Raw genomic sequence first — 20,653 nt, forward strand, 5'->3', positions numbered from 1 at the left:
GCTACGCCCGCCCACGGTTTACTATCGGGGTCCGTCCCGAAAGGCATCGCCATGGCCGACCACGCCAAGCTCGCCGTATTGATCGACGCCGACAACGCCCAGCCCGGCCTGGCCGAGGGCCTCCTCGCCGAAGTGGCCCGTTACGGCACCGCCCACGTCAAGCGCGCCTACGGCGACTGGACGGACAACCACCTGCGCGGCTGGAAGGACCGGCTGCTGGACCTGTCGATCCAGCCAATCCAGCAGTTCGGCTACACCAAGGGCAAGAACGCCACCGACTCGGCGATGATCATCGATGCGATGGATCTGCTCTACACCGGCCGCTTCGACGGCTTCTGCATCGTCTCCAGCGACAGCGACTTCACGACGCTCGCCCGGCGCATCCGGGAATCGGGCCTGACCGTCTATGGCTTTGGCGAGCGCAAGACACCGGGACCGTTCGTCGCTGCCTGCGACAAGTTCATCTACACCGACGTGCTCGGCGAACCGGACAGCGACAACGAGAAACCCGCCGAACCCTCGCAGCGCATGAACACGCAGGAGCTGCGCCAGGACGCGCGCTTGGTCAACCTGCTGCGCAACGCCATCGAGGACGCCGCCGACGATACGGGCTGGGCGGGCCTTGGCGCCGTCGGCAGCATGGTCAGCAAGCGCGCGCCGGAGTTCGACTCGCGCAACTGGGGCTACGGCAAACTGAGCGGCCTCATCGGAGCGATCGGGCTGTTCGAGACCGAAGACCGCCAGCTCGGCAACGGCAAGCACATCTACGTGCGCAACAAGAAGAAGAAACCGTCCGGCCGTGAGTAGCCCGCGTACGTTGGCCGACACGCTCAGCCACGCCCTCGACCGCCATCCGGACGGAGCATTGTGCGTCGCCTTCAGCGGCGGGCCCGATTCGACCGCCCTGCTGCATGCGTTGGCCGCATTGCCGCAGGCGCGCGTGCGCGGCCTGCGCGCGTTGCACGTGGACCACGGGCTGCATTCGCAAAGCGGCGCCTGGGCCACGCAGGCGGCGGCGTTCTGCGCATCGCTGGATATCGACTGCCAGGTGCGCAGGGTGGAGGTCGCACGCGCCAGTGGCGAGGGCCTGGAAGCGGCCGCACGGCACGCGCGTTACACCGCTTTTGCCGACGCACTGTGTTCCGGCGAATGGCTTTTGCTGGGACACCACCGCGACGACCAGGTCGAGACGGTGCTGCTCAAGCTGCTTCGCGGTGCCGGTCCGCAGGGGCTCGGCGGCATGCGCGCGATTCGGCCGCTGGGTCGTGGCCGCCTCTGGCGCCCCCTACTGGACCTGCCTCGCGAGGTGTTGCGCGCCTATGTCGAAGCCCGCGCGCTGGTCTGCGTCGACGATCCGTCCAATGGCGACACCAGCCTGGCGCGCAATCACCTGCGCCACGAGATCCTGCCGCGCCTGCGCCGGCACTGGCCGCACGCCGCCGATTCCATCCTGCACAGCGCCGCGCTCTGCCGCGCGGCGGATGAAAGTTTGCGAGCGCGTTGGCTGGAGGCTTTCACCGCGCTGCACGACCCCGCCAGCGGCAGCCTCGATGCCCAAGACTGGCTCGCCCTCGACGCCGCCTTGCGCGAGCCGCTGCTCGACCATTGGCTGCACACTCGCGGCCTGCCCGCGCCGACCGCTGCGCAGCGCCGGCAGATCGAGCACCAGTGCCACGCTCGCGCAGGCCGGCAGCCGTGCGTGCGCTGGCCCGGGGCCGAGCTGCATATCTGGAAAGGCAGGCTATGGGCGCATGCGCCGCGGCCATCGTTCGATCCGCGCTGGGATGCCTGCTGGCTGGGCGAGCCATTGATCCTGCCCGACGGCGGCCAACTCTTGCTCGCGCCGAGCCGCCGGCTGCCCATGCCGCTCACCGTGCGACTGCGCCAAGGCGGGGAACGGATCAAGCCCGCCGGCGACCGCCACACGCGCGAACTGCGCGACCTGTTCCAGCAGGTGGCGCTTCCGCCGTGGCAGCGCGAAGCCTGTCCGTTGGTTTATGCCGGTGACCAGCTGGTTGCAGTGGCCGACCTGTGGTGTACGGCACCGGGCGCGGAGTTGTTCGAAACGCTGGGCGCCCAGCCACGCTGGATCCGAGCCGGCTGAGCACCGTTCCGCCCATGCAGGGAGCCACTCGTTGACGATGTTTTTTCATACCGGGCCACCGATGGAGCATCGCGCGCAAGTGGGCTTCTACAAGGAAATTGCGAGCTTTGGATCCGCTCCAGACATTGATTCCAACCCCCTGCTGCGCTAGCGTTGCGGCCCATGGCCAAACCCGCTCCCGCTCCCGCGGAAACCCCGTCCGTCGCCGACTTCGAGCATTCGCTGGACGAACTCGAGCAGTTGGTGGCGCGCATGGAAGGCGGCGAGCTGAGCCTGGACGAATCGCTGGCCTCCTTCGAGCGCGGCATCGGCCTCTACCGTCACTGCCAGCAGGCCCTGGACAAGGCCGAACTGCGCGTGCGCCTGCTGCTCGATCCCGATGCGCCCGACGACGCCGAACCCTTCGAATCCGACCTCTGACGCGCCGCTCCAACTCGGCCCCCGGCTGCTCGCGCTGACCGCGCGCGCCGATGCCGCGCTAGCGCGCGTACTGCCGTCCGAACGACAGCCGCCGCTGCAGCTCCACCGTGCCATGCGCTACGCCGTGCTCGGTGGCGGCAAGCGGCTGCGCCCGCTGCTGGTCTATGCCGCCGGCCACGCGCTGGGCGCGGACGGAATCGAGCTGGACGCTCCCGCCTGCGCGGTGGAGCTGATCCACGCCTACTCGCTGGTGCACGACGACCTGCCAGCGATGGACGATGACGCTCTGCGCCGCGGGCGGCCCACCTGCCACATCGTCTACGGCGAAGCGATGGCGATCCTGGCCGGCGACGCCCTGCAGGCGCTGGCTTTCGAAATCCTTGCCCACGACCCGCACGCCGGCACCGACGCCGCGCGCACGCTGGAGATGTTGCGCGTGCTCGGTCGCGCCTGCGGCGCCGAAGGCATGGCTGGCGGTCAGGCGCTGGACCTTGCGGCCGTGGGCCGCAAACTCGCCCTGGATGAACTCGAACACATGCACGCCTGCAAGACCGGCGCGCTGATCCGCACTGCCGTGCGGCTGGGTGCCCTCGCCGCCGGCGCGGAGGCGAGCGCGCTCGATGCGCTGGACCGCTACGCGGGCGCCGTCGGTCTGGCGTTCCAGGTGCGCGACGACATTCTCGACGTGGAAGGCGAATCGGCCGTGATCGGCAAGACCGCCGGCAAGGACGCGGCAGCCGACAAGCCGACCTTCTCCTCGATCATCGGCCTGGAGGCTTCGCGCGCGCGCCTGGCCGAGCTCACAACCACCGCGCTGCAGGCCATTGCTCCGTTCGGCGATCGGGCCGTGCTGCTCCGGGAACTGGCGCACTACGCAGCCAACCGCTCCCACTAGAAAGACTGAGGGAGCGCATCGCTGCGCTCCCTCAGGCCATTCGGCGGGCCGGAGCCGCGCGTGGGGTTACTTACTTGATCAGTCGCAGCGTGAACGGATAACGGTACCGCTCGCCTTCGTTCGCCTTGATCGCGGCAATGATCGTAAGCACCAGCCAGGCGATGCCGACCAGGATGCCGACCGGCACCGTAAGCAGCGCGCCGAAGCCGAAGGTGACCAGCGTAAGCAGCAACAGCGCCACGCCGACGATGGCCAGGGTGATGTTGAAGTTCAACGCCTCCTTGGCCTGGTCGTCGACGAAGGGCATGGTGTCCTTCTTGATCAGCCAGATCACCAGCGGGCCGATGAAGCAGCCCAGGCCGGCGAATGCGCCGGTGAGCAACCCACCCACCAGCGCGGACAGATGCGCGAACAGCGCCCACTGGCGCTCCTCGTGGCTGGGCATGCCGACCGAATCGATCGGCTCGGGCGGCGGGACCGGCTCGCCCGAAGGCGGCGGGGGCGGGACGACGGAATCGGGTGGAACGCTCATGCCAGGCTCCTCTTTCCTTCGATGACGCCGGCCTGTCGCCGGTGCGGCGATGCTAGCAAAGCCACGCCGCCACGCCATAGGCCAAAGCTACTGGCCGCCGACGGTCATCCGGTCGAGCAGGATCGAGCCGGTCAGGATCTGCGCCCGCCGATCCACGTCGCTGCCTACGGCCACGATGCCCGCGAACATGTCGCGCAGGTTGGCGGCGATGGTGATCTCTTCCACCGGAAAGGCGATCTGCCCGTTCTCGACCCAGAAACCCGCCGCGCCGCGCGAGTAGTCGCCGGTCAGCGTGCTCACGCCTTGCCCCATCACCTCGGTCACCACAAGGCCGGTGCCCATGCGCCGGAGCAGCGCGGCGAAGTCGTCCGGGCCGGACTCGACCAGCAGATTGTGGATGCCGCCAGCGTTGCCGGTCGACTCCAGCCCCAGCTTGCGCGCCGAGTAGCTGCCGAGGATGTAGCGCGCCAGCACGCCGTTCTCCACGAGTGCGCTGTCGGCGGTGGCCACGCCCTCGGCGTCGAACGCGCCCGAGCCCATGCCGCGGGGCAGGAACGGACGTTCGACGATGTTCAACCATTCGGGCATCACCCGCTTGCCGGCGTGATCGAGCAGGAAGCTGGCCTGCCGGTACAGCGCGCCGCCGCTCACCGCGCTGACCAGGTGACCGATCAGCCCGCGTGCGAGCTCCGGCACGAACAGCACCGGGCACTGTCGCGTGCCCAGGCTGCGCGAGTTCAACCGCGCCAGCGTGCGTTCGGCCGCCCTGTCACCGAGCGCCTGCGCGCTCATGAAGTCGCTCGCGTCGCGCACCGAGTCGTACCAGTAATCGCGCTGCATGCCGTCGCCCTCGCCGGCGATCAGCGAGAGCGAGAGCGCATGTCGCGTGGCACGCTCGCGACCGACGAAACCGTGCGAGTTGGCATATACCGACAGGGTCTGGCCCGCCTGCACCGCGGCGCCATCGGAGTTGGTGATGCCCGCGTGCGCGCGTCCGGCCGCCTCGATCTGTTGGCCCAGCGCGATCGCCTCGGCCGTGTCGACCTGCCAGGGGTGCCACAGGTCCAGATCGGGAAAGCTCTTCGCCATGCGCGCCGGATCGGCCAGCCCCGCGGCGGGATCCGCCTCGGTGTAGCGCGCGATCGCGCAGGCCTGGTCGATCGTGGCCTGGATGGAAGCCGGGTTGAGGTCGGCCGTGCTGGCCGTACCCTTGCGCTGGCCGAAGTACACCGTCAGGCCAAACCCGCGGTCGCGCGTATGCTCGACCGTCTCCACCTCACCCAGGCGGACGTTCACGCTGAGGCCGCTGTCGATGCTCGCCGCCACCTCGGCCGCACTGGCGCCCGCGGCGCGCGAACGGCGGATCACGTCCTCGGCGAGCTCGGCCAGGCGGTCGAGTTCCTGATGGCTGGTGTCGGCGGACAAGGCGACTGCACTCACGGGGCGTTCCTTCAGGCAGGTAGAATGGGCGGCGACATACGCACGACTTCCGGAGATGGGGTCGCCCCTGCCCGATCAAAAGGAGCGCGCATGCCACCGGTCCCCGGCGTCTACCGACATTACAAGGGCCAGCGCTACGAAGTGCTCGGCGTCGCCCGCCACAGCGAAACGCTGGAGGAGCTGGTCGTGTACCGCGCGCTATATGGCGAATACGGCCTGTGGGTGCGGCCGATGGCCATGTTCAGTGAAACCGTCACGATCGACGGCGAACCGGTGCCCCGCTTCGCGCTGGAAACGCCCAGCCAACCCGATCCCATGGAGAGCCAGTGAGCCCCAGCCGCAGCCGCAACCAGACCGAACTCGACGAGCAGGACTACGGTCCCAGCCGTACCCAGCAACGCCGCGAGGCGCTCGCCGTACTGGCGCTCGCCAACCAGCTGGTCGAGCTGCCGCCCAGCCGCCTGGCCAAGCTCGACCTGCCCGAAGACGTGCGCGACGAGATCGCCAACGTGCGCCGGATCAGCTCGCACATCGCGCGCAAGCGGCAGTTGGCGTTCCTGGCCAAGAAGATGCGCCGGCACGAGGACGCGGTATTCGACAGCGTGCGCGCCGAACTGGGCGAGAACCGCGAGCGCCAGCGCCAGGAAACTGCCGCCATGCATCGCCTGGAGGCGCTGCGCGAACGGCTCCTCGATGACGACGAAGCCGCCGCCACGCTGATCGCCGAGCATCCTTCCGTCGACCGCCAGCACCTGCGCTCGCTGATCCGCCAGGCACGCAGCGAGCGAGCGGCGAACAAGCCGCCGCGGGCATACCGGGAGATCTTCCAGTTGCTGAAGGATTTGCAGCAGGAAGATGGCGGCGATGAGGGCGAGGACGTCGAGGACTGAAGCACCCGCCGCCCTGACCGAGACGCCGAGGCGAGCCCCAGCCCCTCACCCCAACCCTCTCCCCGGTGGGGAGAGGGAGCATGTCTTTCGCAAGCGCCAATTTTCCAGCCACCCGCTTTCGCCGCGCGAGCAGGCTAGCTCTGCGCTTTTAGCTCTGCGCCTTTGCTTCCCGGGTCCCCTATGGCGCGGCGGGCGGGTGGTGGATCAGCCCGAAGGGTGACCGGCAGGACGCCGGCCAGTTTTTCGTCGGGACAGGAGTCCCGTCGAAAAACCCCGCCGCCCGCACGCGTACCCGAAGGGCGCGCCATCGGGGTGCCCTTCTCTTTGGTTACTTTCTCTTGGGCAAGCAAGAGAAAGTGACTCGGGCGCCGCGGGCGTCTGAAAGCTCTTCGCCCTGAGCTAAAAAGCTCTTCGCTCTAGAGCGACCGCCTCGGTGAAACCAGCAAGTCACCGAACAACAGCCCCGCCACCAGCGAAATCAACAGCGTGATCAGCAGGATGAAACTGTCCATGCCCAACGTGGTGTCCCGCTCGAACAGATAGGACACGCTGCGAAACCCCACGCTGCCCGGCACCAGCAGGATGATCCCCGGCTCGCGGATCACCGCCCCCGGCCGATGCATGTACCGCGCATAGAGATTGGCCAGCGCCCCCAGCAACAACCCGCCGAGGAACACGCCAAACGGCGCCCCCGGAATCGCCCCCGACAGCAATCCGCCCCAGCGCGTGGCCAGGTAACCCGCGCACACCGCCACCACGACCACCGCCCAGTCGCGCCGCGCCGCACGGAACAGGATCGCAAAACCCAGCGCACCGACCAGTAGCGAGGGCCAGTCCATCCAGCGCGGCAATGGCGCCAACGCGTAGCTGCCGGCGTCGATGCCGAACGCCGCACAGACCTGGCTCGCCGCCACGGTGCCGAAGGTGAGCTTGAGCAGGGTCGCGATCGCCCCGCCCATGCGCGCCATGCCCGAGGTCAGGTGCTGGCTGGAAATCTCCCGCACCGCCGTGGTCAGCGACATGCCCGGGATCAGCACGATCAATGCCGCGAGCACCACCGACTTGATCGCCAGCGGCACGATGAAGGCGCTGACCAGGATCGCGCCGGCAGTCGCCACCAATGCGCTGATCGCCTCGCTGGCGGCGGCCAGCCGCGGCCGCGTCGCCGAAAGCACGGTAATCAACCCGATCACCAGGCCGATCGCGCCTGCCACCACCAGGTCGGCCCAGGAACTGTGCAGGAACAGCGCCGCGACGCTGGCGGCCGACAAGCCGTAGCTGCCGACCACGGCGGCCTGGGCGCGCCGTGTCTCCGGCCGGCCCAGGTCGCGCAACAGGCGGAAGCCTTCGCGCAGGCCAAGCTCGCCGGCGATGGCGCGGTCGGCGATCGCGTCGGCCTCGCAAAGGCGCGCCAGGTGCACGTCGCCCGGCGGCAGCCGCATCACCTGGGTCACCTGGGCCAGCCCTTCCTCGCTCTGGCTGGGGTCGGCGAAGGAAATGATGATCGCGGTCGGACTGGACCACACGTCCGCGACGAGCGCCAGCCGCTGCGCGGCAGCTGCGATGGCTATCTCCAGGCGCGCCGCGGAGGTGCCGTACTGATGCAGCCGGCGCGCCAGCTCGACCAGGAAGGCGATCCGCGTATCGACTGGCGCCTGCGCCGCGCCGGCGATCAATCCGTTCATGCGGCGGGCCGCACCTGCAGCGTATTGCCATCGACGCCGACCACCTCGACGGTGGCACCCAGCGGCAGGTCCGGACCGTTGACCAGCCATTCGCCATCGCCCACGCGCGCCTTGCCGCGTCCATTGACGATCGGCTCGATCAGCACGTAGCGCCGACCGACCATCTGCGCACCCCGGCGGTTGAGCCGCTCGCCGGTGGATTCGGTGCGCCGGAGCTTCGGTCGCAGCATCCAGGCGTAGACCGCGCAGGCGAGGAAGGCCAGCACCGCGAAGGCGATCGCCTGCCCCAGCAGCGACAGGCCCGGCACCAGCCAGGCCAGCACGCCGGTGGCCGCCGCGCCGATGCCGATCCACAGCAGGAAGTAGCCCGGCAGGGCAACCTCCAGCCCGATCAGCAGCAAGGCCAGCAGCCACCAAAGGTGATGCGCGGAAAGTAGGGACATCGATGGAACTCCTGCCAGGTCCTCGGGATGAGCCGTCGCGCGGGTACTTCGACTCCGCTGCGCCACGCCCGGAACGAACGGCCGCGAATCTACCGCGGCGGCGGTACGACCTTGGCCGAGCCCTGCTGCGACAGCGCCTCCTTGGCCATCTCGGCGATGCCCGCGAGCGAACCGATCACGCCGGTCGCTTCCATCGGCAGCAGCAGCATCTTCTGGTTCGGCGAGTGCGCGATTTCCTTCAGCGCCTCGACGTATTTGTTGGCGACGAAGTAGTTGAGCGCGTTGATGTTGCCGCTGGCGATCGCGTCGGACACCATCCGGGTCGCCTCGGCCTCGGCCTCGGCCAGGCGGATGCGCGCCTCGGCTTCGCGGAAGGCGGCTTCCTTCTTGCCCTCGGCGGCCAAGATCGCACTCTGCTTCTCGCCGTCGGCCTTGAGGATCGCCGCCTGCTTGAAGCCCTCGGCCTCCAGGATGTTGGAACGCTTCTCGCGCTCGGCCTTCATCTGCTTGGCCATCGAATCGACCAGGTCGCGCGGCGGCGCAATGTCCTTGATCTCGATGCGGTTGACCTTGACGCCCCACGGGTGGGTGGCTTCGTCGACCACGCGCAGCAGCTGCGCGTTGATGGTGTCGCGCTTGCTCAGGGATTCATCCAGGTCCATCGAGCCCAGCACCGTGCGGATGTTGGTCATCACCAGCGCCAGCGACGCCTGCTCCAGGTTGGCCACCTCGTAGGCGGCCTTGGCCGCGTCCAGCACCTGGTAGAAGACCACGCCGTCCACGCGCACGACCGCGTTGTCCTTGGTGATGACGTCCTGCGAGGGCACGTCCAGCACCTGCTCCATCATGTTCATCCTGGCGCCGACGGCCTGGTAGAACGGCACCAGGAAATGCAGGCCCGGGCTCAGCGTGCGCGTGTAGCGACCGAAGGTCTCCACGGTCCACTCGTAGCCTTGCGGCACGATCCGCACCAGCTTGGCGATCACGATGATCACCAGCAACACCAGCACCACGCCGATTATCCAGCTGCCCATGGCCCCCTCCTGTGGTTGAGCGACCAGTATAGGCGCGCGATGCCTGCAGGGCGCGCCTGTGCGCGCCCGCGGGCCGGTCCAGAACCGGCGCGCTCCTACTGGTTTCTTGCCGGCAGCAGCAGGCTGACCCGCAAGCCGCCATCCTCGCGGTTGGCCAGGGTGATTCGCCCGCCGTGCGCCTCGGTGATCTCGCGTGCCAGCGCCAGTCCCAGGCCGGTGCCTGCGCGCTTGGTCGAATAGAACGGCAGCAGCGCCTGCGCCAGCACCGTCTCGCTCATGCCGGGACCGCGATCGGCCACCTCGATGCGCCAGTCGTGGCCGACCTGCGCCAGCGCGAGCGTCACGCCGTCCTCGGCACCGCCTGCCTCGTGCGCATTCTTGATCAAGTTGATCAGCACCTGCTCGATCTGCGCCTTGTCGAACCAGCCAGGCTCGGTCGGCACCGGTCCGGCCAACTGGAACCGGCAGTGCAGCGCCAGGCTGTCCAGGAACGCTTGCCAGTCGATCGCCTGCGGCTGCGGCGCCGGCAGCTTGGCGAAGCTTGCATAGCCGGCGATGAAGCCGTGCAGGTGGCGCGCTCGCTCGCCGATGGTGGCGAACACGCCGGGCAGCCGCGCCAGGTCACCGCGCCGGGCCAGTTCCGCACCCGAATGCGCCAGCGAAGAGATGGGTGCCAGCGAATTGTTGAGCTCGTGGCTGATCACGCGGATCACCCGCTTCCACGTCGCAACTTCCTGGCGCGACAGTTCGCGCGTCATGCGGCGCAGCGAATACAGCTTGTGCGGCCGCCCCTGCAGGCGGAACAGCCGCTGTGACAGGTGGAACGTTTCCTCGGCGCCGTCCATGGGCACGCTGAGCAGCGCATCCTCGCCGCTCTCCACCGCCCGGCGCAGCGCCTCGGGGACGTTGAGCAGCAACTCGCCGAAATCCAGCCCATTGAGGCTGCGCCCCTCGTTGAACAGATGCCTCGCGGCGATGTTGGCGTAGGCGATGCGCCCCTGGGCGTTGGCCAGCACCAGCGACACGGGCGTGTGCTGCACCACCGTGTCCAGCAACAACTCGCGCTGCACCAGGTGCTGGCGTTGTTCGCGCAAGGTCTGGCCCAGCGTGTTGTGCATGCGGATCAGGGCACCGAGTTCGTCGCGCCGGTCGGCCGCGATCGAGAAGCTGAAATCCCCGTCGCGGAAGCTCGCCACCGCGCCTTCGAGCGCACGCAGCAGGCGGCGGATCGGCGACATCACCTGCCCGCCCAACCAGAACGCCAGCGGCAGCATCACCAGCATGGTGGCGAGCAAGCTGCCGGAGATGCCCGGCCAGGTCGGCAGGTGAACGCCTAGGCGCGGGTCGTGGCGCAGCCACGCCAGCACCTGCGGCATCGGCCACTGGGTCAGCCCGGCGTAGACCAGCGCGCCGCTGAGGCTCGCCAGCATGAGCAGCCCGGTCAGCCGGACCTGCAGCGATCTCAGTTGCATGCGAGGCTCCTGCCCCGGGGCAGGTGCGTCAGTGGCACGCAGGATCCATCGGCGTCTGCGGGCAGTTGACTGCCGGACGGCCATTGCGATCCATCGTGCCCATGGTGCCGACAGCCGCATTGCCCGAGTGCTGCTGCGCCGCGTTGCCCATGGGTTGGGTATAGCTGTCGCGCTCCTTGAACTTGAAGTGCGATGCGGACTTCTTTTCCTTCAGTGCGGGAGCGGCATCGGCCCGGTAGCTCGCCGTGGAGGCCGGCGCCGGGGTGCTCCAGCTGTCGCTGGCCTGGCTGGAGGGTGGCACCGCCTGGGCGTGGGCCCCGGCAGCCGCCAGCAGCGAGGCAAGCACGATGATCCGGATATGCATGGTTCCTGCTCCTTGGGGACTGGCGCGATCATCCCGCGCGCCCGTCGTACCGGCAACCGCCGTCATGCAGTGCTGGACGGGATTCAGCCCGCCGCCCCTCCACGCCACGGCGGACCACGGTGGGCCTCCAGTCCACTCTGCCGCCTGGCGACGTCAGCTGGTCGCCAGCCCGTAGCGCTCCATGCGCCGGTACAGCGCCTGGCGCGACAGCCCCAGCGACTGCGCGGCGCGGCTGACCACACCGTCGGCGCGGTGCAGCGCGGTCTCGACTGCCTCGCGACTGGGCTCGTCCAGGTTGCGCGCCACCGTCGGCGTGTGCTGCGGCAGGTTGAGCAGTTGCGGCGTCACCACCCCGTCGGTCGCCAGCAGCGCGGCGCGTTCGATTGCGTTCTTCAGTTCGCGCACGTTGCCGGGCCAGGGGTAGGTCGCCAGCGCCTCGCGGGCGGCGTCGCCGAGCTCGGCGCGCCCGTCGAGGAAATACTCGGCCAGCGGCACGATGTCGTCGGTGCGCTCGGACAGCGGCGGCAGGTTCACCTCGATCACGTTGAGGCGGTAGTAGAGGTCCTCGCGGAAGGTGCCGGCGCGCACCATGGCCTTGAGGTCGGCATTGGTCGCCGAGAGCACGCGCACCTTGACCTGCCGCGTGCGACCCGAACCCAGCCGCTCGAACTGCCCGGTCTCCAGCACGCGCAGCAGCTTCACCTGGCCGGGCAGCGGCAGGTTGCCGATCTCGTCCAGGAACAGCGTGCCGCCGTCGGCCAGCTCGAAGCGGCCCTCGCGCGCCTTGTTGGCGCCGGTGTAGGCGCCGGCGTCGGCACCGAACAGTTCCGCCTCGATCAGCTCGCCCGGCAGCGCGCCGCAATTGACCGCCACGAACGGCCCGTTCCGCACCGGCGAGTTTGCATGGACGATGCAGGCGATGCGCTCCTTGCCTGCGCCGTTGGGGCCGGTGATCAGCACCGGCACGTGCGAGCGCGCCACCTGGCAGGCGAGCTCGAGCGTCTGCGCCATCGCGTCGGAGGCGAACACCAGCCCGTCCAGCTCGTATGTCTGGCGCAGCACGTCGCGGCGCCGGCGGCGCTCGCGACGGGTGCGGTTGACCTCGCGGGTGGATTCGGAAAGCTCCAGCAGGTTCTCCACCGTGGCCAGCAGCTTGGTGTCGTCCCACGGCTTGGCCACGTAGTCGGCGGCGCCCGCCTTGACCAGCTCCACCGCGGTTTCCAGGTGGGTCCATGCGGTCAGCAGGATCACCGGCAGGTCGGTGTGGCGCTGGCGGATCGCGCGAAACAGCGCCACGCCCTCCTCGCCCGAGGTGGTGTCGGCGGTGAAGTTCATGTCCTGGATCACCACGTCGACGAGTTCGCGGTCCAGCGTCGCCAGGCCCTCCTCCGGCGTGATCGCGATCAGCGGGCGGATGTCGTGCAGCGAGAGCAGCAGCGACAGCGCCTCGCCCACCGCGGGGTTGTCATCAATGATCAGGACGGTTCGCATTTTTTTCCTGCACATGCCGGCATGGATGCATCTCCACGCCAAAAGGTTGCCACAGGTCCGCCAAAGGGGAAGCCACTTGCCCTTCAGACCGACCGCGTGGCCACCACCGGCGGTACCGCCGCCGCGCGCAGCGCTGGCGCCAGCACGGCCAGCTGGCCCAGGCCCCACAGCACCAGCGCGCCGACCGGCAGGTAAAGCACCGGCAGGCGCGGGAGTTCGTATCGGGTCATCAGCAGCAGGTTGATGCCGAACGCGAGCGCCATGCCGAGCGCGATGCCGAAGCTGACAATCAGGAAGTTCTCGGTCTGGAAATAGTTCAGGATGTCGCCGCGGGTCGCGCCCAGCGCACGCCGCACGCCGATCTGCTTGCGCCGCTGCGCCACCCAGAAGCTGGTCAGGCCGACGATGCCCAGCGAGGTCACCAGCAGCAGCGCCACGATCACGCCGACCAGCATGCCGGCCATCGCGCGATCGTCGCGGAAATAGCGGTCGCGAAGTTGCGGGATGGTCTGGCTGCCGTGGCTGTCGACCACGACTTCCGGTGCGACCTTGGCAATACGCGCACGCGCGTCCCGCAACACCCGGTCCAACTGGTCCGGCGCCGCACGCAACAGATAGACGCCGGCCAGATTCTCGCCGGGCAGTGCGGGCACGAACACCGACCACTCGCGGGTTTCCGGACCACCCTCACCGCCCGAGGGCCGGGCCAGGTGATCGAGCAGACCCATCACGCGAAATGGCCGGTCGGCGCACCAGATAACCTTGCCGAGCGGGTCGGCGCCGGGCCACAGGTATTCGGCCAGCGCGCGCGTCACCAGCACCGGGGCGCCCTTGGGCAGGAAGTCGACTACTGGCCGCATGTCGGCTTCCTGAGGCGCGCGTCCCGATACCACGCGCGCGCCCAGCGCCTCGAAGCTGCCAGGGCCGCCCACGTAAAAGTCGACCACGCCGGCGATGTCCCGTGCGTCCCGGCTGAGCTTGATGCCAGCGGTGCCGGCGTGGTCGCCGAAGGGTACGGCGTTGATCACGCTGACCGACTGCATGCCCTGGATCGTGCGCAGGCCGTCGAGCACGCGGGCATTGAGGTCGGTCGACTGCGACGGCTCGAATCCGGTAATGGTCAGCTCCGCCAGCGAACTTTCCTGGATGCCGCTCTGCATGCGCATCTGCTGCAACCGGTTGGCGATCAGGAAGCAGGCATTGCACAGCACGCCGCAGGCGAGCGCGATCTCCAGCACGATCAGCAGCGTGGCCAGGCGATGGCGGCGCAGTGCGGCGAGGACAGGTTGTATCTGCATGGTTCCTTCGGGCTCCCTTCAGGAGTGCGGCTGCGGGCAGCGCATCAAAGCGTTTTCAATTGCAGGCCGGGTGTCACCCGGCTCGCGCGAAGGGCTGGCACGAGGCCGGCGAGCAAAGCGGCGAGCACGGCCAGCACGAAGGTGGCGAGGAACATGCCCGCGTCCAGATGCACCAGATCGGCATACTCGACCGGCTGGCGGCGCACCAGCCACAGGCCCGCCAGGGTCAGCAGCCAGCCGCCGAGGCCACCGAGCAGGCCGATCATGCCGGCCTCCACGAGACACTGGGCGAATACCGCGATGCGGCTCGCGCCCAGCGCACGGCGGACACCGATCTCGCCGCTGCGCCGCAGGAACTTGGCCAGCAGCAGGCCGACCGTGTTGAACAGGCAGACCAGCAGGAACGCGAACGCCAGCACGACCTGGAGCCGCACGTCGCTGGGTACGACGTGGTTGAAGTCCAGCCATTGCATCAGGTCCATCATCCGCGTGTTGTCGGCATGCACGAAACGGCCGAGCGCCTTCTGCTGGGCGGCATAGTCGGCCACGAAGCGGCGGTAGCTGGCGACCTTCGCCGCATCGTTCAGCTGCACCCACAGGGCTACCCAGACGCACGGCGCGGTCTGCAGGTGCTTGAGCGCCTCGAGATCGCCCCAGCAGGTGAACACGTTGAATTCGTTGCCGGCGACATCCTGCGCCGCGCTGAAGGGCATGAAGACGTCCTCCGGCTTGGCATAGAAGGAAGCGGTCCGGCCCTCCGAGAAGCGCCCTCCGGCAACGTCGTAGAACTGTGGCGAAGGACGCCAGGGCGCCAGCACGCCCACGATCCGCACGTCCGAATTCTTCAACCGCAGGGTCCGGCCCACGCTGTTGGCGCCGCCGAACAGCCTGTTGTTGAGGTCGGTGGAGATCACGGCCACGCGCGTGCGCTGTGCATCATCGGCCGGCGTCCAGGCGCTTCCGTAGATCAGCGGCGCGGCGAACATCGGGAAGAAGTCGCTGCTGGTCGCGAGCACCCGCGCCATCTGCGGCGGCAGGTTTACTCCCGGCGCCCGCATCTTCAGCGAGCTGGTCGCGATCAGCGCCTGGCGGTCGGCGCGATGCGCGCTCCACAGGTCCACCGCCGAGCGGTAGTCCATCACGTCGCGCGGCTGGCTGTCCGGCGTGGGGCTGTCGGTCGGATCGACCTGTGGATAGAACAGCGTGGCGCTACGGCCCGGCATCGGGTCGCCGGACAGCAGATGCATTACCGTCAGCGTGGTCATGCTCGCGCCGATGCCGACGGCGATCGCCAGCACCATCAGCGCAGTCAGCATCTTGTTGCGCTTGAGGCTGCGCAATGCAAGATCGAAGTAGTAGCCAAACATCCGCGTGTTCCTCCTGCTTTTCCTCTGCTCCCTCTCCCACCGGGGGAGAGGCGCGAAATCACACGCTGCGCGTGGCCACCACCGGAGGCACCGCCGCCGCGCGGATCGCCGGGCCGAGCACCGCCATCTGCCCGATCAGCCACAGCGCGATCGCGCCCACCGGAAAGTAGTAGGCGGGCAGCCGTGGCAACTCGTAATGCAGCATCAGGAACAGGTTGATGCCGTACGCCAGCACCATGCCCAGCGCGATGCCGATGGTCGCCAGCAGGAAGTTCTCGGTCTGGAAGTAGGTGAGGATGTTGCGGCGCGTGGCGCCCAGCGCGCGGCGCACGCCGATGGTCCGCCGCCGCTGCGCGACCCAGAAGCTGCCCAGGCCGACGATGCCCAGCGCGGTCACCACCAGCAGCGCCACGCACACGCCCGCGAGCAGGCCGGCCATGGCGCGGTCGTCCTGGAAGAATTCGGCACGGATCTCGTCCAGCGTCTTCTTCTCCAGGATGATGCGGTGCGGGTCGGTCTTGCGCAGCGTGGCCACGGCCGCGGCCAGCACGCGGTCGCGCTCCTGCGGCGCGGTGCGGATGACGTAGCGGCTGGCGTTGTCCGAATCCATTCGCAGCGGGAACACCATCGACCATTGCGCCGTGTCGTCGCCGCCGAACAGCGCCGGACGGATCAGCCCGGCCACCACGCCGACCACCCGCACCGGATCGCCGCCCAGGTAGATCGTCTTGCCCAGGGCGGACTGGCCCGGCCAGAGCTTCTCGCCGAGCGCGCGGGTGATGATCACGGTGGTGATCTTCTTGGCGAGCTTTTCGTCGCGGGCGACCAGTCGCATTTCCAGGTACTCGCCCGGCTCGAAATCGCGCCCGGCCACGAGCTGTGCGCCGAAGGTCTTGAGCAGGTTCTCGCCGAAGTACTGGGTGGCGTTGAGGGTGGCCTGCTTCTGCTTGGGATCGAGCTTGATGCTGGTGTTCCAGGAGCTGTTGGTGAACGGCACCTGGTTGACCAGCGCCACCGATGTCACGCCCGGAATCTGGCGCAGCGCGGTGAGGTCTTCCTGCGCGTGCGCCTTGGCGTCGGCGGTGTCGCCGATGCCGAAGGCCTGGACCTGGATCAGCTCGTGCTCGGCCACGCCGCTGACCATCTTCATGCGATCGAGCCGCTGGTTGATGAGGAACACCGCGTTGCAGACGATCGCGCAGGTCAGCGCGATCTCCAGCACCAGCAGCAGGGCGGTGATCTTGTGGCGGCGCAGCGTGGAGAGGATCGGAAGGATGTCCATGGGATGCTCCTAGTTGCTCTTCAGCTGCAGCGCGGGAGTGACCTGGCAGGCGCGCCAGGCGGGCAGCAACCCGGCCAGCAGCGAGGCGCCGACGGCCAGCAGGAAGGTCGCCAGCAGCATCGACAGGTCCAGATGGGCGAGTACGGCGTAGTCCGACGGTTGCTTGCGCACCAGCCACAGCCCCACCAGCGACAGCAGCAGTCCGGCGACGCCGCCGGTAAGACCGATCACGCCCGACTCGACCAGCAGCTGCATGAACACCTCGCGGCGCGAGGCGCCCAGCGCACGGCGCACGCCGAGCTCGGGGCTGCGGCGCAGGAACTTGGCCAGCATCAGGCCCACCGTGTTGACCAGGCACACCAGCAAGAAGCCCAGCGCCAGCCACGCCTGCAGCCGCACGTCACCCGGCACGACCTTGTTGTAGTCCAGCCAGCCCATCACGTCGGGCAGGCGCACGTTCGGCGGGCGCTGGAAGCGGCCCAGCGCCTTCTGTTCCTGCGAGTAGTGCACCAGGAACTGCTTGTAGGCGGCGGCCTTGGCCGGCGTATCCAGCTGCACCCAGAACTGCAGCCACACGCAGGGCGCGGTGTCCATGTGGTCGGGATCGGAGCCCTTGCCCCAGCAATCGGTCGAACCGTTGCGCCCGAGCTTGAGTTCGTAGGCGGTGGTCAACGGCAGGTACACGCCCTCGTCCTCGGCGTAGCTGCCGTTGTTGAGGTCGTAGAAATGCGGCGTCATGCGCCAGGTGTCCAGCACGCCGACGATGCGGAAGGCGACGTCGTTCATGCGCAGGGTCTGGCCGGTGCTGTCGCGGCCCTGGAACAGCTTGTCGTTGAGCTTGCGCGAGATCACCGCCACGCGCGCATGGGCCTCGTCGTCGGCCGCCGTCCACGCGCGGCCGTAGCGGATCGGCACCTCGAACATGGGGAAGAAATCGGCCGTGGTGTAGCGCGCATCCTCGAAGAACGGGTCGATCGAGGATTGCGCCGGCTGCAGCGGCACCGCGCCGCCGGTCATCAGCGCCTGCCGGTCGGCGCGCCCCGCACGCAGCAGGTTCATGCCGTCGGTCCAGGTCACCTGCACCGGCGGATCCTGGTCGGGCTGGTAGCCGTCCATGTCCTGCGGGTCCAGCTGCGGGTAATACAGCTGCGCGCTCTTGCCGGGCAAAGGATCGCCCGAAAGCACGTGCAGCACGGTCAGCGTCGTCATGCACGCGCCGATGCCCAGCGCGATGGCCAGCACCATCAGCGCGGTGAGGGCCTTGTTGCGCCTGAGACTGCGCATGGCCAGGTCGAGGTAGTAGCCGAACATTCCGGTTCTCCGTGGCTGGGGCCCTCTTCCGAGCGGAAGAGGGAAAAACTCATGCGCTGCGCGTGGCTTCCACGGGTGGCACCGCGGCGGCGCGGTGGGCCGGGCCGAACACGGCCACCTGCCCGAGCAGCCACAGCGCGATGGCGCCGACGGGCAGGTAGTACCAGGGCATGCGGTCCATTTCGTAGTGCTGCATCAGGTACAGGTTGATGCCGAACGCCAGCACCATGCCCAGCACCACGCCGGCACCGCTGAGCAGGAAGTTCTCGGTGCGGAAGTAGCTCAGGATGTGGCTGCGCCGCGCGCCGACGGCGCGGCGGATGCCGATCTGGCGGCGGCGCTGCGCCACCCAGAAGCTGGTCAGGCCGACGATGCCGAAGGCGGTGACCGCCAGCATCACCGCGCACACCAGCACCAGCATCCAGACCATGCTTGCGGCGCCGGAAAAGTACTCGCCGCGCATGTCGGGGAAGGTCTCGCCCTCGGCCACGGCGCCGGGCTCGAGCCCGGCCAGCACGTCTTCGGCCTGGCGCGCGACGCGGTCGCGATCGGCCGGCGCGCTGCGCAGCACGTAGTAGCCGAGCGCGTCGGTCGGCTGCATCGGGAAAAACGCCGCGTCGTAGATGCCAGGCAGGCCCGCACCGGCCTGCTTCGGGCGCAGCACGTTCGCCACCACGCCCACCACCTGGTACCAGTACCGGTCCACGTACATCTTTCGACCAAGCGCCGACTGGCCGGGCCACAGCCGTTCGGCCAGGCGCTCGTTGACGATGGCCACGTGCGTTTGCGGCATGAAGGACGAGCCCATCGAGGCGGTGGCGTAGTCCTCCGAGGTGAACATCCGTCCCTGCTTGAGGCGCATCCCCAGCGCGCCGTCGGCACCCTCGCCCAGCAGGTACACGTTGGAATTGATGCTGGCCTTGTCGGTCGGCTTCATGTCCGGCCGCGTGGTGAAGTTGCTGTTCCAGCCGTTGCCGGACAGCGGCATGGTGTTGACCACCGCCACCGCCTCCACGCCGTCGATGCGGCGCAGCGCATCGAGGTTGCGCGGGATCTCGCTGGCGGCGCGGCCGGGATCGGCACCGGAGAGCGTGACCACGCTCAGGCCCTGCTCGTCGATCGCGTTGGGCAGGCGGATCTCGCCGGCGCGTTCGCTGATCATGAACACGGCATTGCACAGCACGGCGCAGGCCAGCGCGATTTCCAGCACGATGAGCAGCGCCGGGATGCGGTGCTTGCGCAGGCTGGCAAGGATCGGTGCGATTTCCATGCGGAACCTCAGGCGCTTTTCAGCTGCGGTGCGGGCGAGACCACGCAGGCGCGCCAGGCCGGCAGCAGCCCCGCGACCAGCGCCGACGCCAGCGCGACGATGAAGGTGAAACCGAACATCGAAGGGTCCAGGCGGGCCAGGCTGGCGTATTCGGCCGGCTGGTGGCGGATGCCCCACAGGCCCAGTTCGGCGACCACCAGCCCCAGCAGGCCGCCGGCCAGGCCGACCATCGCCGCTTCCACCATGAACTGCCCGAAGATCGCGCCGCGCGTGGCGCCGAGGGCGCGGCGCACGCCGATCTCGCGCGAACGGCGCAGGCACTTGGCCAGCAGCAGGCCGATGGTGTTGGTCACGCAGATCAGCAGGAAGCCGAAGGCAAGCCCGGCCTGCAGCCGCGCGTCGTCCGGGACCACGTTTTCGTTGCGCAGCCACTGCATCACGTCCGGCAGCGCGGTGTCGGTGCGGTGGAAGCGGCCCTGTGCGATCTGCTCGCGCACGTAGCCGTCGAGGAAGCGCTTGTAGTTGGCCACCGCGGTGGCGTCGGTCAGCTGCACCCACAGGCCCAGCCACATGCACGGGGCGGTTTCCAGGTGCTCGATGTCGGCCGCTTCCCAGCAACTGATGTTGTTGGGATCGAGCTGTACCGCCCGTGCCGCGCGTAGCGGCAGGAAGGCGCCGTCGCCCTCGCCGTAGCTTCGGCCGATGTTGATCGCGTAGAAGCGCGGCTGCGGCGAGAAGTGGTCGAGTACGCCCACCACGCGAAAGTCGTGTCCGTTGAGGCGCAGGGTGCGCCCGACGCTGTTGGCTCCGCCGAACAGCTTCTGGTTGAGGAAGTCGGCGATCACCACCACCCGCGCGCCGGCGGCGTCGTCATCGGCGCTCCAGGCGCTGCCGTAGCGGAACGGCGCGCCGAGCATCGGCAGGAAGTCGGCCGTGGTCATCACCGCGTCGCCGAAGAACGGCCGCCCGCCCGCATCGCGCGACTGGATCTTGGCCGAGCCCAGCGCCACCAGCGCCTGCCGCGGCGCGCGATGCGCGTCGAACAGGTTGTTGGCGTCGACCCAGGTGAGGTTCTCCTGCGGCTTGCTCGTGCCCGGGATGTAGCCGTCCTTCGGATACGGGTCGATCTGCGGGTAGTACAGCTGCGCGCTGCGGCCGGGCAGCGGATCGCCCGAGAGCAGCCGCAGCACCGTCAGCGTGGTGATGCAGGCGCCGATGCCCAGCGCCAGCGCCAGCACCATCAGCGTGGTGAGCACGCGGTTGCGGCCGAGGCTGCGCAGTGCGAGGTTGAGGTAGTAGCCAAACATCCCAGGCTCCTGGCCATGCTCCCTCACCCCCCGCGGGGAGAGGGACTC

At 68.8% G+C, this 20,653-nt stretch carries 20 protein-coding genes; 6 read left to right on the top strand and 14 right to left on the bottom strand.

From position 1 onward, the window contains the following. The first annotated feature begins 51 nt into the window (after nt 1-51). The 4 genes from ACFWZ4_RS05110 to ACFWZ4_RS05125 all read left to right on the top strand — a co-directional run bounded on the left by ACFWZ4_RS05110 (nt 52) and on the right by ACFWZ4_RS05125 (nt 3,419). Nucleotides 52-807, top strand: coding sequence for an NYN domain-containing protein (locus ACFWZ4_RS05110; protein ID WP_439703629.1), 756 nt, complete (start codon nt 52-54; stop codon nt 805-807). After that, nucleotides 800-2,104 (top strand): tRNA lysidine(34) synthetase TilS, encoded by a 1,305-nt coding sequence (gene tilS, locus ACFWZ4_RS05115; protein WP_439703630.1) that lies wholly within the window; start codon nt 800-802, stop codon nt 2,102-2,104. Before ACFWZ4_RS05110 ends, tilS begins: the two co-directional genes overlap by 8 nt. A 162-nt stretch (nt 2,105-2,266) precedes the next feature. Further along, nucleotides 2,267-2,524, top strand: a complete 258-nt coding sequence (locus ACFWZ4_RS05120) for an exodeoxyribonuclease VII small subunit (protein ID WP_439703631.1) — start codon at nt 2,267-2,269, stop codon at nt 2,522-2,524. Then, the gene (locus ACFWZ4_RS05125; protein WP_439703632.1) at nt 2,484-3,419 is read left to right on the top strand and encodes a polyprenyl synthetase family protein; all 936 of its coding nucleotides are present in this window, start codon (nt 2,484-2,486) and stop codon (nt 3,417-3,419) included. Before ACFWZ4_RS05120 ends, ACFWZ4_RS05125 begins: the two co-directional genes overlap by 41 nt. 70 nt (nt 3,420-3,489) lie before the next feature. Here the strand turns inward: ACFWZ4_RS05125 and ACFWZ4_RS05130 are convergent, their stop codons facing one another. Continuing rightward, the gene (locus tag ACFWZ4_RS05130; protein WP_439703633.1) at nt 3,490-3,951 is read right to left on the bottom strand and encodes a DUF4870 domain-containing protein; all 462 of its coding nucleotides are present in this window, start codon (nt 3,949-3,951) and stop codon (nt 3,490-3,492) included. 87 nt (nt 3,952-4,038) lie between these two features. Further along, on the bottom strand, nt 4,039-5,391 hold the full coding sequence (gene pmbA / locus ACFWZ4_RS05135) for a metalloprotease PmbA (RefSeq protein ID WP_439703634.1): 1,353 nt from the start codon (nt 5,389-5,391) through the stop codon (nt 4,039-4,041). Nucleotides 5,392-5,481: 90 nt separating this feature from the next. On the opposite strand from pmbA, the gene ACFWZ4_RS05140 reads away from it, so the two are divergent. Both ACFWZ4_RS05140 and yjgA read left to right on the top strand, forming a co-directional pair. Next, nucleotides 5,482-5,721 carry a DUF1653 domain-containing protein gene (locus tag ACFWZ4_RS05140; protein WP_439703635.1) on the top strand — a complete coding sequence of 80 codons (240 nt, stop codon included), beginning with the start codon at nt 5,482-5,484 and terminating at the stop codon, nt 5,719-5,721. Then, a complete protein-coding gene (gene yjgA / locus ACFWZ4_RS05145) occupies nt 5,718-6,281 on the top strand; it encodes a ribosome biogenesis factor YjgA (RefSeq protein WP_439703636.1) in 564 nt (187 codons plus the stop codon). Before ACFWZ4_RS05140 ends, yjgA begins: the two co-directional genes overlap by 4 nt. A gap of 416 nt (nt 6,282-6,697) precedes the next feature. Here yjgA and ACFWZ4_RS05150 read toward each other — a convergent pair whose 3' ends face one another. The 12 genes from ACFWZ4_RS05150 to ACFWZ4_RS05205 all read right to left on the bottom strand — a co-directional run bounded on the left by ACFWZ4_RS05150 (nt 6,698) and on the right by ACFWZ4_RS05205 (nt 20,605). Beyond that, a complete protein-coding gene (locus ACFWZ4_RS05150) occupies nt 6,698-7,966 on the bottom strand; it encodes a threonine/serine ThrE exporter family protein (RefSeq protein ID WP_439703637.1) in 1,269 nt (422 codons plus the stop codon). Beyond that, nucleotides 7,963-8,409 (bottom strand): NfeD family protein, encoded by a 447-nt coding sequence (locus ACFWZ4_RS05155; protein WP_439703638.1) that lies wholly within the window; start codon nt 8,407-8,409, stop codon nt 7,963-7,965. The genes ACFWZ4_RS05150 and ACFWZ4_RS05155 overlap by 4 nt, the downstream gene beginning before the upstream one ends. 89 nt (nt 8,410-8,498) lie before the next feature. Then, nucleotides 8,499-9,443, bottom strand: coding sequence for an SPFH domain-containing protein (locus ACFWZ4_RS05160; RefSeq protein WP_439703639.1), 945 nt, complete (start codon nt 9,441-9,443; stop codon nt 8,499-8,501). 95 nt (nt 9,444-9,538) lie between these two features. Beyond that, nucleotides 9,539-10,915: a sensor histidine kinase gene (locus ACFWZ4_RS05165; protein ID WP_439703640.1), complete on the bottom strand. Its 1,377-nt coding sequence runs from the start codon at nt 10,913-10,915 to the stop codon at nt 9,539-9,541. A gap of 28 nt (nt 10,916-10,943) precedes the next feature. Further along, nucleotides 10,944-11,279 carry a hypothetical protein gene (locus ACFWZ4_RS05170; protein ID WP_439703641.1) on the bottom strand — a complete coding sequence of 112 codons (336 nt, stop codon included), beginning with the start codon at nt 11,277-11,279 and terminating at the stop codon, nt 10,944-10,946. 153 nt (nt 11,280-11,432) lie between these two features. Then, entirely contained in the window at nt 11,433-12,770 is a 1,338-nt protein-coding gene (locus ACFWZ4_RS05175) for a sigma-54-dependent transcriptional regulator (protein ID WP_439703642.1), read from the bottom strand. Nucleotides 12,771-12,853: 83 nt separating this feature from the next. After that, nucleotides 12,854-14,068 (bottom strand): ABC transporter permease, encoded by a 1,215-nt coding sequence (locus ACFWZ4_RS05180; protein WP_439703643.1) that lies wholly within the window; start codon nt 14,066-14,068, stop codon nt 12,854-12,856. A 44-nt stretch (nt 14,069-14,112) separates the two neighbouring features. Next, nucleotides 14,113-15,435, bottom strand: coding sequence for an ABC transporter permease (locus ACFWZ4_RS05185; protein ID WP_439703644.1), 1,323 nt, complete (start codon nt 15,433-15,435; stop codon nt 14,113-14,115). A 58-nt stretch (nt 15,436-15,493) separates the two neighbouring features. Next, nucleotides 15,494-16,717, bottom strand: coding sequence for an ABC transporter permease (locus tag ACFWZ4_RS05190; RefSeq protein ID WP_439703645.1), 1,224 nt, complete (start codon nt 16,715-16,717; stop codon nt 15,494-15,496). Between the two features lie 9 nt (nt 16,718-16,726). Beyond that, complete coding sequence (locus ACFWZ4_RS05195; RefSeq protein WP_439703646.1) at nt 16,727-18,028, bottom strand: ABC transporter permease; 1,302 nt, start codon at nt 18,026-18,028, stop codon at nt 16,727-16,729. Between the two features lie 49 nt (nt 18,029-18,077). Beyond that, nucleotides 18,078-19,298 (bottom strand): ABC transporter permease, encoded by a 1,221-nt coding sequence (locus ACFWZ4_RS05200; protein ID WP_439703647.1) that lies wholly within the window; start codon nt 19,296-19,298, stop codon nt 18,078-18,080. An 8-nt stretch (nt 19,299-19,306) separates the two neighbouring features. Beyond that, entirely contained in the window at nt 19,307-20,605 is a 1,299-nt protein-coding gene (locus tag ACFWZ4_RS05205) for an ABC transporter permease (RefSeq protein ID WP_439703648.1), read from the bottom strand. Nucleotides 20,606-20,653 lie beyond the last annotated feature (48 nt).

The sequence above is a fragment of the Frateuria sp. GZRe12 genome (genome assembly GCF_051900535.1).
Taxonomy (GTDB): domain Bacteria; phylum Pseudomonadota; class Gammaproteobacteria; order Xanthomonadales; family Rhodanobacteraceae; genus Frateuria_A.

What these genes read in the sequence shown, in the direction of transcription:
- ACFWZ4_RS05110 (WP_439703629.1), top strand. Translation starts at nt 52, where the DNA reads ATGGCCGACCACGCCAAGCTCGCCGTATTGATCGACGCCGACAACGCC.
- ACFWZ4_RS05120 (WP_439703631.1), top strand. Translation starts at nt 2,267, where the DNA reads ATGGCCAAACCCGCTCCCGCTCCCGCGGAAACCCCGTCCGTCGCCGAC.
- ACFWZ4_RS05125 (WP_439703632.1), top strand. Translation starts at nt 2,484, where the DNA reads ATGCGCCCGACGACGCCGAACCCTTCGAATCCGACCTCTGACGCGCCG.
- ACFWZ4_RS05130 (WP_439703633.1), bottom strand. Translation starts at nt 3,951, where the DNA reads ATGAGCGTTCCACCCGATTCCGTCGTCCCGCCCCCGCCGCCTTCGGGC.
- ACFWZ4_RS05140 (WP_439703635.1), top strand. Translation starts at nt 5,482, where the DNA reads ATGCCACCGGTCCCCGGCGTCTACCGACATTACAAGGGCCAGCGCTAC.
- ACFWZ4_RS05150 (WP_439703637.1), bottom strand. Translation starts at nt 7,966, where the DNA reads ATGAACGGATTGATCGCCGGCGCGGCGCAGGCGCCAGTCGATACGCGG.
- ACFWZ4_RS05155 (WP_439703638.1), bottom strand. Translation starts at nt 8,409, where the DNA reads ATGTCCCTACTTTCCGCGCATCACCTTTGGTGGCTGCTGGCCTTGCTG.
- ACFWZ4_RS05160 (WP_439703639.1), bottom strand. Translation starts at nt 9,443, where the DNA reads ATGGGCAGCTGGATAATCGGCGTGGTGCTGGTGTTGCTGGTGATCATC.
- ACFWZ4_RS05165 (WP_439703640.1), bottom strand. Translation starts at nt 10,915, where the DNA reads ATGCAACTGAGATCGCTGCAGGTCCGGCTGACCGGGCTGCTCATGCTG.
- ACFWZ4_RS05170 (WP_439703641.1), bottom strand. Translation starts at nt 11,279, where the DNA reads ATGCATATCCGGATCATCGTGCTTGCCTCGCTGCTGGCGGCTGCCGGG.
- ACFWZ4_RS05175 (WP_439703642.1), bottom strand. Translation starts at nt 12,770, where the DNA reads ATGCGAACCGTCCTGATCATTGATGACAACCCCGCGGTGGGCGAGGCG.
- ACFWZ4_RS05180 (WP_439703643.1), bottom strand. Translation starts at nt 14,068, where the DNA reads ATGCAGATACAACCTGTCCTCGCCGCACTGCGCCGCCATCGCCTGGCC.
- ACFWZ4_RS05185 (WP_439703644.1), bottom strand. Translation starts at nt 15,435, where the DNA reads ATGTTTGGCTACTACTTCGATCTTGCATTGCGCAGCCTCAAGCGCAAC.
- ACFWZ4_RS05190 (WP_439703645.1), bottom strand. Translation starts at nt 16,717, where the DNA reads ATGGACATCCTTCCGATCCTCTCCACGCTGCGCCGCCACAAGATCACC.
- ACFWZ4_RS05195 (WP_439703646.1), bottom strand. Translation starts at nt 18,028, where the DNA reads ATGTTCGGCTACTACCTCGACCTGGCCATGCGCAGTCTCAGGCGCAAC.
- ACFWZ4_RS05200 (WP_439703647.1), bottom strand. Translation starts at nt 19,298, where the DNA reads ATGGAAATCGCACCGATCCTTGCCAGCCTGCGCAAGCACCGCATCCCG.
- ACFWZ4_RS05205 (WP_439703648.1), bottom strand. Translation starts at nt 20,605, where the DNA reads ATGTTTGGCTACTACCTCAACCTCGCACTGCGCAGCCTCGGCCGCAAC.